Genomic DNA, 12,147 nt, shown 5'->3' on the forward strand with positions numbered 1-12,147 from the left:
GGGGGGCTCCGCCATTATCAACTACGTGGGCAAGACCCTGCTCGGCACTCAGGATTGGGGCCTGAACCTGCAACAGGCCATCAACCTGCCCAATTTTGGCAGCCGCAACGGCCCCACCGAGCTGGAAGCGGGACGCACCCCCATGTCGGTGGTCGAGGGATTGAAGGCGAGGGGACATGAGGTGGTGCTGAACGAGCAGACCTCCGGCCTGCAGGGGGTTGAGCGCAACGCTGGCGGCTGGTTTGGCGCAGCGGATCCGCGCCGGGAAGGGATCGCCAAGGGAGAGTGACACTCCCATAACAACAAGGCCTGCATGATGCTGGCCTTGTTGTTGATGGAGCGTGACGGAGCGCTTACTGGATACCCAACAGCTCCACGTCAAAGATCAGGACTGATCCCGGCGGGATTTTGCCAGCGGTGCGGTCGCCGTAGGCGAGGTTGGCAGGGATGTAGAAACGGGTCTTCTCACCTTCCACCATCAGCTGCACCCCTTCGGTCCAGCCGGCAATCACCTGATTGAGGCCAAATTCGATGGGCTCGCCACGGGCGACCGAGCTGTCAAAGACGGTGCCGTCCAGCAGCTTGCCCTCGTAGTGCACCTTCACCTTGTTGGTGGCAGTGGGATGAACGGTGCCGGTGCCCGGGGTCAGCACTTCGTACTGCAGGCCGGAGGCGGTGGTGGTCACCAGCGGTTTGTCCTTGTTGCTGGCGAGGAACTCGGCGCCAATCCGCACGTTGTCGGCCGCCAGCTTCTTGTTGTTGCTGCTGGAGTAGAAGTAGTAGGCCACACCGGCGATGAGCAGCGCGATCAGTATGAATTTCATCGGTTTTTCCTGTTCCATGAAATGTAAAAAGTGCAATGAGGGCGCCATCTTATCGCGCACAGCCCCTGATGGCGAGCCACAGGGCGGGAGGATGTGAGCGGGCAGGCAAAGCCCGGCGAGCTGGACGCAAAAAGGGGCGAGTCGGTGACTCGCCCCTCGTCATGGCGGCGGCGCTTACTTGGCGGCCACCATCATCAGGGCGGGCAGGGCGAAGAAGAGACCCGTCACATAACCCAGAGCCAGCAGCTTGTTCTCGCTGCCTACCCGGGCCAGCCCCTCGGCGGCGCGCACCGGCAGGTCGCGCAGGAAGGGGATGCCATAGATGATGACCACGGCAAAGAGGTTGAACAGCACGTGGACCAGCGCGATGGTCAGGGCCAGCTGGGCACCGGCTCCGCTGATGGCGGTGGCTGCCAGCAGGGCGGTAATGGTGGTACCGATATTGGCCCCCAGGGTGAAGGGGTAGAGCTGACGGGTGCTGAACACGCCGCCGCCGGCCAGCGGGATCATCAGGCTGGTGGTGGTGGAGGAGGATTGCACCATGATGGTCACCAGCGCACCGGAGGTGATGCCGGTCAGCGGGCCACGGCCCAGCGCCTTGTGCAGCACCTCTTTGGCACGGCCAACCAGTACCTGTTGCAGCACTTTGCCGAGATAAGTGACGCAGGCGAGGATCAGCATGATACCGATGATGATGGTCGCGATGGCGGCACCCTTGCCCGGCAGGAAGGCGACGGCGCTGTCAATCAGCTGCTGGGCCGGTGCGGTCAGCGGCTTCATGAAGTCCATGCCCTTCATCGACATGTTGGCGGAGCCTACCAGCAGGTTGGCCAGCCACTCGGCGCTATGTTGCAGCAGGCCGAACATCAGTTCCAGCGGCAGGAAGATGAACACCGCCAGCAGGTTGAAAAAGTCGTGCACGGTGGCGGCGGCGAAGGCGCGGCGGAACTCGGCGCGATCCCGCACATGGCCCATGGAGACAATGGTGTTGGTGATGGTGGTGCCGAGGTTGGCACCCATGACCATGGGGATGGCCATGCTGATGGGCAGGCCGCCAGCCACCAGACCAACGATCACCGAGGTGACGGTGCTGGAGGATTGCACCAGCGCGGTAGCGAGAATACCCAGCAACAGGGCGACAAAGGGGTTGTTGGCAAAGGCGAAGATCTGGGCTGCGCCCTCGGCGCCGCCGGAGAAATCTTTGAAGCCGTGGGAGATGGCGCCCACGGCAACCAGGATCAGGTAGACCAGTACGATGACACTCATCCAGTTGAACAGGGCGCGGGTCGCGGGCGGCTGTGACAAGGAGTGATGGTGTTGCATAAAGCCTCTTGAGACGGTCGTTCCGTCTTGGGTTGTTGATGACCCGCGCATTTAATCAATGGTTAATGACAGAAATATGACAAGGTGACATTTCGATTATGTTTTTATGACGACGAACTGCGGCGACAGGCGCTGACCGAGCCGATTGGCTCTGGGGTGGCAAAAGGGGGGACGAAAGCACTGCCGCCTTGTCAGCCGGAATGTGATCGCTACACTGCGCCCCTTTATTGGCAATCAGGAGTAAACAAGATGATGCGTGCATGGATCCTCTCTCTGTCGCTGGGGCTGCTCTCGGCAGGGGCACAGGCCAGCCTGTTGAAAACCGACTGCAACCTCGACAAGGCCCTCAAGAACGAAGCGGTGAATGCCACTCTGGGAGTCAAGGGCAACTGTGATACCAGCAAGCTGGTGAAGCAGGAGAAAGAGAAGGTGAAAGCCGAGGTGCAAAAAGGCCGCAACGACCTGCTGGGCGAGAAGCGTGCCGACCTCAAGGAGAGCGGCAACGGTATGCAGCAGAAGATGGACAAGGCAAACCAGCAGGTGCACAAGGCGGAGCAGGATGCCAAGACCATCGCTCGCGATCCGCTCAAGGCTGCGGCGACCGCCGTACTGGATAAGCAGTAAGCAGACCGGGCCCAAGCCCGTGTGACCGGCAACAGACCGGCAGCAAAAAGGGGAGCCATGGCTCCCCTTCTGTCTATCCGTTATCCGCAAAGGATCAGGCGTCAGCCGCTTCCTCGTACTGACGGAACGGGATGCGGAACACCGCCAGACGCAGGAACAGATAGGTTGCGCCTAGGCCAGCCCAGATCAGGCCCAGCTCCAGCGAGCTCTGCTCCAGGTTGATCCACAGAGCACCGATGGTGGCGGCGCCGAGCAGCGGCATCAACAGGTAGATGACGTGATCCTTGAGGGTCTTGTTGCGCTTCTCGCGTACCCAGAACTGACCGATCACCGACAGGTTGACGAAGCTGAACGCCACCAGTGCGCCGAAGTTGACCAGCGCCAGTGCGGTATCCAGATCAAACGACACGGCGGAGAGAGCCAGACCGCCCACCATCAGCACGTTGATGGCCGGGGTGCGGTATTTCGGGTGGATGTAGCCAAACACCCGCTCCGGGATCATGCGGTCACGCCCCATCACGTAGAGGATGCGCGACACACCGGCGTGAGCCGCCATGCCGGAGGCCAGTACCGCGACCGTGGTGCAGACCAGCACCACGGACTGGAAGAAGGTGCCGCCAACGTAGAGCGCGATCTCCGGCAGTACCGCATCCGGATGCTGGAAGCGGGCGAGGCTCGGGAAGTAGAGCTGCAGGCAGTAAGAGACCACCACGAAGATGATGCCGCCGATAAGGGCAGTTAGCACGATCGCCTTTGGGATCACCTTGCCAGCGTTCGGCGTCTCTTCGGAGAGGGAGCTCAGACCGTCAAAGCCCAGGAACGAGAAGCAGAGAATGGTCGCACCGGTAAAGAGCGGTACCAGCTGTGCTGACTCGAAGTGGAACGGACGGCTGCTCATCAGGGTGCCAGCCCCTTCGCCGTGGTAGATGCCCCACGCCATCAGGCCGATAAAGAGGGTGATGATGGCCAGCTGGATCACCACGATTAGACCGTTGAAGTTGGCCACCAGATTGATGCCGCGCAGGTTCAGGAAGGTCATCACGGTCACCAGACCGAAGATGAACACCCAGGGCTCGACGCCCGGGAACATGGCGGTCAGGTAGATCTTGGCCAGCAGGATATTGATCATCGGCATGAACATGTAGTCGAGCAGGGAGGACCAGCCGACCATGAAACCGACGTAGGGGTTGAACACCTTCTGGGCATAGGTATAGGCAGAGCCCGCAGAGGGGAACTTGCGTACCAGATGTCCGTAGCTGAGAGCGGTGAGCAGGATGCCACCCAGAGCCAGCAGATAGGCGGTGGCGACCCGGCCATCGGTGATGTCACCGACGATGGCGAAGGTGTCGAAGACAGCCATGGGGGTCAGATAGGCCAGACCCATCACAATCACTTGTGTCAGGGTAAGGGTCTTGAGCAGCTTGGCGTTTTGCGATGCCATTACGCTTTCTCCTCAATCAGTGCCGCAGCACGTGCTTGCAACGAGCGCAGGGATACGATGGATTCGCAAGCCTGTACATCAAGGGCGCCGGGGAGGCGCATACCGGGCTGTACCGGCAGGAAAGCATTAAAACGCCCCATTGTTATCCTCTCAACGTCGGGAGATTGTTTGGCAATCTCGAATATCACTTCCGGAAACGTTCCGGCCTCTTGTGGTGGGTTTGTACTGCACTTCAAAAATACAAAAACCGATGTCGCAGTGAACATCGGTCCTTTATTGGCGGCGTATTGTGCATTCGGTCAGCCCCCTTGACAAGCAAAAAAGGGCAGATTAACGCATTTTTTTGCATACGCACGGAGCAGGTAAGTGGTCACTCGCCCCCTGCAGCCGTCCCCGAGCCGCTCCCCCTTTTTCGGGGGGGAAGAGAACCCTGTCATGGCGTATGAAAAATCGGCAAATCGGGGCTGCAGGGTGCATAGCGCCTCAACATTGATCCTGATCATATTTGCCAGCGTCCCCCCGGGCTCGAGTCCAGCGATCTTATCGGCTGGCGGGGGATGGGATGGGGTGAAGTGGAAAAAAAGTGGCTGCATATCCATTCACATTAATGACTGAGGATAGAAGGCAACGCGGCTCGGGCCATGGCACGGCGAGCAGCCCGGCTGGGTAGTTATTTGAAATCAGTCACACTTCCTGCAGAAACCGCATTTCTGGCAACCCGTGCTGCTGGCAACCAGCGCGCCGCAAAAACAACAAGGAGCCCGCAGGCTCCTTGTTCTCTATCGGGGGAGGGGCGCCAGCGGTTACTGGGCGATCTCCACCTTGTCGGCGGTATGCAGCGGGATGCGGAACACGGTCAGGCGCAGGAACAGGTAGATGGCCCCCAGCGCCGCCCAGACCAGCCCCAGCTCGAAGGAGGAGGGCTCGAGGTTGAGCCACAGTACCCCGATGCAGGCAGCACCACAGAGCGGCAGCAGCAGGTACATCAGGTGATCCTTGAGACACTTGTTGCGGCCCAGCTTCACATAGAAGTGGGCAATCACCGCCAGATTGACGAAGGTGAAGGCCACCAGGGCGCCGAAGTTGATCAGCGCCAGCGCCATCTCCAGATCCAGCGACACCGCAGAGAGGGCCAGCAGGCCGACCAGCAGCACGTTGAACGCCGGAGTCTGCCACTTCGGATGGATGTAGCCGAAGAAGCGGGCGGGCAGGGCGCGATCACGACCCATCACGTAGAGCAGGCGCGATACACCGGCGTGGGAGGCGAGCCCCGAGGCCAGTACCGCTACTGTGGTGCAGACCAGCACCACCGCCTGGAACAGCTTGCCGCCGACATAGAGGGCGATCTCCGGCAGTACCGCATCCGGATGCTGGAAGCGGGAGATGTCCGGGAAGTAGAGCTGCAGGAAGTAGGAGGTAGTGACGAACAGCACACCGCCGATCAGCGCCGTCAGCACGATGGCGCGGGGGATCACCCGATCCGCGTCCGGGGTCTCTTCCGACAGGGTACTGATGGCGTCAAAACCGAGGAACGACAGACAGAGGATGGAGGCCCCCATCAGCAGCGGCGACACCTGGATCTGCTCGGAGAAGAAGGGACGGCTGCTGGCCACGGTCCCCAGTCCTTCACCATTGTGAACGCCCCAGGCGATCAGGCCGATGAAGATGGCGATGATGCTGAACTGCATCACCACGATCAGGCTGTTGAAGTTGGCCACCAGCTTGATGCCGCGCAGGTTGAGGGCGGTCATCACCGCCGCCAGACCGAAGATATAGGTCCAGGGCTCTACGTTCGGGAAGAGGGCTTCCAGATAGATCTTGGCCAGCAGCATGTTGATCATCGGCATGAACATGTAGTCGAGCAGGGAGGTCCAGCCCACCATAAAGCCGACATAGGGGTGAAACACCTTCTGGGCATAGGTATAGGCGGAGCCGGCTGACGGGAACTTGCGCACCAGATGGCCGTAGCTCAGGGCAGTGAACAGCATGCCGATGAGAGCAAACAGGTAGGCGGTCGGCACATGGCCTTCGGTGATCTCGGTAACGATGCCGAAGGTGTCGAACACCGCCATGGGGGTGAGGTACGCCAGTCCCATAACCACGACCTGCCACAGTTTGAGGGTCTTTTTCAGACCAACCTGCTGGGCCGCCATTATGCATGTTCCTCATGCAGTGCCAGAGTGGCACGGTCCATCAACGAAACCGGGAGAGAGGCCCGGGAATCAAGGGCGCCAGGGCGGCGCACACCGGCCATGGCCGGTTGGAAAGCATTGAGATGCCCCATGTTGTTCCTCACTAGACTTGGTGTCGGGAGACTGCTGCCAATCTCGCTATCTTTTCCGGGGGTGATCCGGCCTCGTTTATGGGTTTGTTCACTGTCTAAAAAAGAACCGATGCCATTGTTTTACATCGGTTCTTTCAGTGGCGGCGCATTGTGCATTTGCAGGGCCCCCTTGACAAGAAAAAAAGGGGGCGAAATTGCATTTATTTGCACAGGTAAGTGGTCACTTTCCTGCTGGTCAGGCCAGCACGGCCTCCAGTGATTTTTCAAGGAGTTGCAACCCCTCGTCAATCACTGCCGCAGGGGCTGTCAGGGGGGCGAGAAAACGGATGACATTTGCGCGCACCCCGCATGAGAGCAGGACCAGACCGCGTTTGCCCGCCTCGGCCACCAGTCGCTTGGTAAGGTCGGGATCGGGCTGGCTGGCATCACGGCGTTTCACCAGCTCCATGGCCACCATGGCACCGGGGCCACGAATTTGACCTATGCAGTCAAAACGCTCGGCTATGCGTTCCAGCCCCGCCTTGATCTGCTCCCCCTGATCCAGCGCTTTCTGGTTCAGTTTCTCCTCGTCGATCACCTGCAAGACCGCCAGCGCGGCGGCGCAGGCGATGGGGGAACCGGCATAGGTGCCACCCAGACCACCCGGCTTGGCCGAGTTCATGATCTCCGCCTTGCCCACCACGGCTGACAGGGGGAAGCCACCCGCCAGACTCTTGGCCAGGGTCATGATGTCCGGCTCGATGCCGGCATACTCGGTGGCGAAGGTCTTGCCGGTGCGGCAGAAACCGCTCTGGATCTCGTCGCAGATCAGCAGAATGCCGTGCTGGTCGCAGATGCTGCGCAGCTTCTGCATAAAGCTCGGGGAGGCGGGATAGAAGCCCCCTTCCCCCTGCACCGGCTCGATAATGATGGCGGCGACGCGATTCGGCTCGATATCGGCGCTGAAGCAGAGCTCGAGGGCGTGCAGGGCATCCTCTTCACTGACCCCGAGATAATCGGCGGGGAAGGGGATGTGGTAGACCTCCCCCGGGAAGGGGCCAAAGCCGGTCTTGTAGGGCACTACCTTGCCGGTGAGCGCCATCCCCATCATGGTGCGGCCGTGAAAGCCCCCCTTGAAGGCGATGGTGCCGCTGCGACCGGTGTGGGCGCGGGCAATCTTGATGGCGTTCTCGACCGCCTCGGCGCCGGTGGAGAGAAACAGGGTGCGCTTCGGGGTCGGGCCGGGCACCAGGGCGTTGAGCTTCTCGGCAAGCTCGATATAGCCCGGGTAGGGGGTGACCTGAAAGCAGGTGTGGCTGAATTTTTCCAGTTGTTCACGCACCGCCGCTACCACTTTGGGGTGGTTGTGGCCTGTGTTGAGCACGGCGATGCCGGAGGCAAAGTCGATGTAGCGGTTGCCCTCCACATCCCACAGCTCGGCATTTTGCGCCCGGTTGATAAAGACCGGCAGCAGGGTGCCAACGCCATTGACCACGGCCGCTTCGCGGCGCGCTTGCCACGCCTTGTTTGATTCTGACTGACTCATCTTTCCTCCCTGAGGGGCCGCAGCCCCCGATATTCCCTGAAAATGTGGCAGGCGTTTTGGCGCCCATCACCACCGATCAGCCCATCGAGCCAGATCGGCGGCGCCTTGTCTCTCTGTTGCTGCCCTAGCGAATGGCGCCAAAGCAGAGGTATTTGGTCTCGAGATACTCCTCCAGCCCCTCGGCTGCACCCTCCCGACCCAGACCCGACTCCTTGATGCCGCCGAAGGGGGCTAGCTCGGTTGAGATGATCCCCTCGTTGATGCCGACCATGCCGTACTCCAGTTGCTCGGCGACGCGCCAGACCCGGGCGATATCGCGGCCATAGAAGTAGGCGGCCAGGCCATAAGGGGTGTCGTTGGCAATGGCGATGGCTTCGGCTTCGCTCTCGAAGCGCACCAGCGGGGCGACCGGGCCGAAGATCTCCTCCTGCAGGATGGGGTTGGTTTTATCCACCTTGCCCAAAATGGTGGGTTGGTAGAAGAGGGGGCCGGCGGGGTGAGCTTCGCCCCCCAGCAGCACTTCGGCACCGGCGGCGACCGATTGCTGCACCAGCTCGGCCACCTTGCTGGCGGCGGCCGGGTTGATGAGCGGGCCGATCTGGGTGCCTTCCGCCATGCCATCTCCCACCTTGAAGGCCTTGACGGCGGCAGTCAGCTTCTCGGCGAAGGCGTCATAGACGCTGGCCTGCACCAGAATGCGGTTGGCGCAGACGCAGGTCTGCCCGGCGTTGCGGTATTTGGAAGCGAGCGCCCCTGCCACGGCGGCGTCGAGGTCGGCGTCGTCAAAGACGATAAAGGGGGCGTTGCCACCCAGCTCCAGCGACAGCTTTTTCATGGTGTCGGCGCACTGGCGCATCAGCAGTTTGCCGATGCGGGTGGAGCCGGTGAAGGAGAGCTTGCGCACCACCGGATTGCTGCACAACTCGTTGCCCACCGCGCTCGCCTGATGGCTGGTGACGATATTGATGACACCGGCGGGGATGCCCGCCTGCTCGGCAAGCAGCGCCAGTGCCAGCGCGCAGAGCGGGGTCTCGGCGGCAGGTTTTATGACGATGGTGCAACCGGCTGCCAGCGCCGGGCCAGCCTTGCGGGTGATCATGGCAATGGGGAAATTCCACGGGGTGATGGCGGCGACGACCCCGACCGGCTGCTTGATGGTGGCCAACCGGCGATCGCCGCTAAAGCCCGGGATGGTGCGGCCATAGGCGCGCTTGCCCTCCTCGGCGAACCACTGGATAAAGCTGGCGCCATAGGCCACCTCGCCCTTTGCTTCCGCCAGCGGCTTGCCCTGCTCGCAGGTCATGATGCGGGCCAGCTCGTCGCTGTGGGCGGTTATGGCGGCAAACCAGGCGTAGAGCTTGTTGCTGCGCTCCTTGGCGGTCAGCGCCGCCCAGGCGGGTTGCGCCGCGTGGGCGGCCGCGATGGCGCGGCGGGTATCCTCGGCATCCATGTCGGGCACCTGGGTAATGACGGCCCCGCTGGCGGGGTTGGTGACCTCGAAGGTGCGGCCGCTGGCGGCCTCGCACCACTGTCCATCTATATAGGCGCGGGATGTGATCAAGCTGGAGTGGGATGTTGTTCCTGACATGAGAAGCCTCGAGTGTGGGTCAGAGCAGCTGGTTGCCGGAGTGAGCCGACCCTTCCTGCGCCGCTGCCGTATAAAATAATAAGCACAGGAAGACCATAATTTGAGCTGAAATGTTTTTCAAGTGTTAAATATATTTGAATTGCTGGGGGGCGCCATGCTAGAAAATGGGCTGTGTAGCGCGCTTTCTCCGGTTCGCTTGCAGGCTGTAAGTGGGCAGACGACCGGGGGATGGTAAATCAGGTGTGCAAAATAATGAACGGTTTTGCTGTGTAACATAGTGAACGCCAAGGGAAAGCTGGTCGGCTATTTTAACCAGCAGGGTAAATAGGCAGCGCCTGATCCGATGCGATCACGCGCAAGCAGGAGAGGCTGATGATGCAAGGATGCAGAGATAGCGCAGCAAGAGGAGGCTTGCGGTGAGCGGGCCACAGAGCCGGGAGAGCGTGGCTCGACCGTTGGGTGCGGCTGACGCCGGGGCGCGCACCATGGGGGAACGGTTGGCGGCGGTACGCCATCAGCTGGGGCTCTCCCAGCGGCGGGCGGCAGAGTTGAGCGGCCTGACTCATGGCGCCATCTGCATGATCGAGCAGGACAAGGTGAGCCCCTCGGTCGCCTCCCTGCAAAAGCTGCTCACCATCTACGGCCTGCCGCTGTCGCGGTTTTTCGCCGAGGAGGAGAGCCGCACTCCGGAGGTGGTGATCAAGGCGGATCAGCTGATCGAGCTAGGCAGTCAGGGGGTCTCCCTCAAGTTGGTGCACAACGGCAACAACCGCCGCCAGCTCGGCTTTATGCTGGAGACCTATCCCCCCGGCACCGACACCGGCGGTCAGGTGACCCATCAGGGGGAGGAGGTCGGCACTGTGCTGGAGGGGTCGGTGATCCTGACGGTGGCGGGCCAGAGTTATCCGCTGGAGGCGGGCGACAGCTATGTGATCGACACCGGCGAGCCCCACAGCTTCAGCAATCCGTCGGGGGAGACCTGTCGCATCGTCAGCGCCCACACCCCGGCGAGCTTTTAATCCTGACAGTAGTTTGGCAACCGAACCGGTAAGGAAACAGGGATCATGACCGAACATGTAAACAGTTACTACGCAGCCAGCGCCAATAAACACGCGCCATATCCGACATTGACCGAGCAGCTGGAGTGCGATGTCTGCGTCATCGGGGCGGGCTATACCGGCCTCTCCAGCGCGCTGCATCTGGTAGAGAAGGGCTACAAGGTGGTGGTGCTGGAAGCTGCCCGGGTCGGCTTTGGCGCCAGCGGCCGCAATGGCGGCCAGATCGTCAACTCCTACAGCCGCGACATCGACACCATAGAAGCGAACTGCCCGCCGGATCAGGCCAGGCTGCTCGGTTCCATGTTGTTTGAGGGGGGCCAGATCATCCGCGAGCGGATCAAGCGCTACAACATCCAGTGCGATCTGCAGGAGGGGGGGGTCTTTGCCGCCGAGACCGAGAAGCAGCTGCACGAGCTCAAGGCGCAGAAGGCGCGCTGGGAGAAGTGGGGCAACGACCAGCTGGAGCTGCTCGATGCCAAGGGGGTGCGCGAGGTGGTGGCGAGCGATCGCTACATCGGCGCTCTGCTCGACAAGAGCGGCGGCCATATTCACCCCCTTAATCTGGCGTTGGGGGAGGCAGAAGCGATCCGCATGCAGGGGGGGCAGATCTTCGAGCAATCCGCCGTCACCAGCATCACCCCGGGGCAGCCGGCACTGGTCAAGACCGCCAAGGGGGCGGTGAAGGCGCGCTTTGTGGTGGTGGCGGGCAACGCCTACCTCGGTAATCTGGTGCCGGAACTGGCCAGCAAGAGCATGCCCTGTGGCACCCAGGTGATCGCCACCGAAGTGCTGGGAGAGGAACGGGCCCGTTCACTGCTGCCGCAAAACTACTGTCTGGAGGATTGCAACTACCTGCTCGACTACTACCGCACCTCCGGCGATCACCGGCTGCTCTATGGCGGCGGTGTGGTCTATGGCGCGCGGGATCCTGCGGATATCGAGCGGCTGATCATCCCCAAGATGCTGAAAACCTTCCCGCAACTGGCTGACGTCAAGGTGGAGTACACCTGGACCGGCAACTTCCTGCTTACCCTGTCACGGCTGCCGCAGTTTGGTCGCATTGGCCCCAACATCTACTACATGCAGGGCTACAGCGGCCACGGCGTCACCTGCACCCATCTGGCGGGCAAGCTGCTCTCCGAGGTGCTGAGCGGTCAGGCGGAGCGCTTCGATGCCTTTGCCAAACTGCCGCACTACCCCTTCCCGGGTGGCCGCCTGTTCCGCATCCCCTTCACCGCTGCGGGGGCCGCATGGTACACCCTGCGCGACCGCTTGGGGGTATAAGAGCTGCCCAGCGAGAAATGTGGGCTGGTGGTTGCCGCTTAGATAACGCTGACGCCAGCACCTATATCGGAAACAACAAGGCCACCGCGAGGGTGGCCTTGTTTATGGCTCTGTCCCAATTACGTGTTGAAAGGCTAATCTTGAAGTAGGCCATCACCTTGAGGTCTACCATCATGGATACCCCAGCCTTTCAACA

Annotated in this window: 11 protein-coding genes; 4 read left to right on the top strand and 7 right to left on the bottom strand. The window is 61.4% G+C overall.

Translation table 11 applies throughout. The features are described from left to right. The coding region (locus tag AB5Y92_RS06700; protein WP_368226085.1) for a gamma-glutamyltransferase at window positions 1-289 on the top strand (289 nt) is incomplete at its 5' end. Between the two features lie 64 nt (window positions 290-353). Here the strand turns inward: AB5Y92_RS06700 and AB5Y92_RS06705 are convergent. Both AB5Y92_RS06705 and AB5Y92_RS06710 read right to left on the bottom strand, forming a co-directional pair. Next, the gene (locus tag AB5Y92_RS06705; RefSeq protein ID WP_368226087.1) at window positions 354-824 is read right to left on the bottom strand and encodes an FKBP-type peptidyl-prolyl cis-trans isomerase; all 471 of its coding nucleotides are present in this window, start codon (window positions 822-824) and stop codon (window positions 354-356) included. Between the two features lie 174 nt (window positions 825-998). Beyond that, a complete protein-coding gene (locus AB5Y92_RS06710; protein ID WP_368226090.1) occupies window positions 999-2,147 on the bottom strand; it encodes a Na/Pi cotransporter family protein in 1,149 nt (382 codons plus the stop codon). A gap of 249 nt (window positions 2,148-2,396) precedes the next feature. Here AB5Y92_RS06710 and AB5Y92_RS06715 point away from each other — a divergent pair, with 249 nt between their 5' ends. Beyond that, window positions 2,397-2,771 carry a hypothetical protein gene (locus AB5Y92_RS06715; RefSeq protein WP_368226092.1) on the top strand — a complete coding sequence of 125 codons (375 nt, stop codon included), beginning with the start codon at window positions 2,397-2,399 and terminating at the stop codon, window positions 2,769-2,771. A gap of 94 nt (window positions 2,772-2,865) precedes the next feature. Here the strand turns inward: AB5Y92_RS06715 and AB5Y92_RS06720 are convergent, their stop codons facing one another. From AB5Y92_RS06720 to AB5Y92_RS06740, 5 genes are all read right to left on the bottom strand, one after another. Next, complete coding sequence (locus tag AB5Y92_RS06720) at window positions 2,866-4,212, bottom strand: APC family permease (protein ID WP_058057766.1); 1,347 nt, start codon at window positions 4,210-4,212, stop codon at window positions 2,866-2,868. Continuing rightward, a complete protein-coding gene (locus tag AB5Y92_RS06725) occupies window positions 4,212-4,478 on the bottom strand; it encodes a hypothetical protein (RefSeq protein WP_021230505.1) in 267 nt (88 codons plus the stop codon). Before AB5Y92_RS06725 ends, AB5Y92_RS06720 begins: the two co-directional genes overlap by 1 nt. A gap of 537 nt (window positions 4,479-5,015) precedes the next feature. Next, entirely contained in the window at window positions 5,016-6,365 is a 1,350-nt protein-coding gene (locus AB5Y92_RS06730; RefSeq protein WP_101529798.1) for an APC family permease, read from the bottom strand. Between the two features lie 366 nt (window positions 6,366-6,731). After that, window positions 6,732-8,021: a 4-aminobutyrate--2-oxoglutarate transaminase gene (gabT, locus tag AB5Y92_RS06735; protein WP_368226095.1), complete on the bottom strand. Its 1,290-nt coding sequence runs from the start codon at window positions 8,019-8,021 to the stop codon at window positions 6,732-6,734. A 124-nt stretch (window positions 8,022-8,145) separates the two neighbouring features. Continuing rightward, window positions 8,146-9,609, bottom strand: coding sequence for an NAD-dependent succinate-semialdehyde dehydrogenase (locus AB5Y92_RS06740; RefSeq protein ID WP_368226098.1), 1,464 nt, complete (start codon window positions 9,607-9,609; stop codon window positions 8,146-8,148). Between the two features lie 416 nt (window positions 9,610-10,025). Between AB5Y92_RS06740 and puuR the strand changes: the two genes are divergently transcribed. Both puuR and AB5Y92_RS06750 read left to right on the top strand, forming a co-directional pair. Continuing rightward, the gene (gene puuR / locus AB5Y92_RS06745; protein WP_323906269.1) at window positions 10,026-10,628 is read left to right on the top strand and encodes an HTH-type transcriptional regulator PuuR; all 603 of its coding nucleotides are present in this window, start codon (window positions 10,026-10,028) and stop codon (window positions 10,626-10,628) included. A gap of 45 nt (window positions 10,629-10,673) precedes the next feature. After that, a complete protein-coding gene (locus AB5Y92_RS06750) occupies window positions 10,674-11,951 on the top strand; it encodes an NAD(P)/FAD-dependent oxidoreductase (RefSeq protein ID WP_368226100.1) in 1,278 nt (425 codons plus the stop codon). The last annotated feature ends 196 nt before the right edge of the window (window positions 11,952-12,147 follow it).

The organism is Aeromonas sp. R1-1 (genome assembly GCF_040908495.1).
Classification (GTDB): domain Bacteria; phylum Pseudomonadota; class Gammaproteobacteria; order Enterobacterales; family Aeromonadaceae; genus Aeromonas; species Aeromonas veronii.

What these genes read in the sequence shown, in the direction of transcription:
- AB5Y92_RS06705 (WP_368226087.1), bottom strand. Translation starts at nt 824, where the DNA reads ATGAAATTCATACTGATCGCGCTGCTCATCGCCGGTGTGGCCTACTAC.
- AB5Y92_RS06710 (WP_368226090.1), bottom strand. Translation starts at nt 2,147, where the DNA reads ATGCAACACCATCACTCCTTGTCACAGCCGCCCGCGACCCGCGCCCTG.
- AB5Y92_RS06715 (WP_368226092.1), top strand. Translation starts at nt 2,397, where the DNA reads ATGATGCGTGCATGGATCCTCTCTCTGTCGCTGGGGCTGCTCTCGGCA.
- AB5Y92_RS06720 (WP_058057766.1), bottom strand. Translation starts at nt 4,212, where the DNA reads ATGGCATCGCAAAACGCCAAGCTGCTCAAGACCCTTACCCTGACACAA.
- AB5Y92_RS06725 (WP_021230505.1), bottom strand. Translation starts at nt 4,478, where the DNA reads ATGTTCACTGCGACATCGGTTTTTGTATTTTTGAAGTGCAGTACAAAC.
- AB5Y92_RS06730 (WP_101529798.1), bottom strand. Translation starts at nt 6,365, where the DNA reads ATGGCGGCCCAGCAGGTTGGTCTGAAAAAGACCCTCAAACTGTGGCAG.
- gabT (WP_368226095.1), bottom strand. Translation starts at nt 8,021, where the DNA reads ATGAGTCAGTCAGAATCAAACAAGGCGTGGCAAGCGCGCCGCGAAGCG.
- AB5Y92_RS06740 (WP_368226098.1), bottom strand. Translation starts at nt 9,609, where the DNA reads ATGTCAGGAACAACATCCCACTCCAGCTTGATCACATCCCGCGCCTAT.
- AB5Y92_RS06750 (WP_368226100.1), top strand. Translation starts at nt 10,674, where the DNA reads ATGACCGAACATGTAAACAGTTACTACGCAGCCAGCGCCAATAAACAC.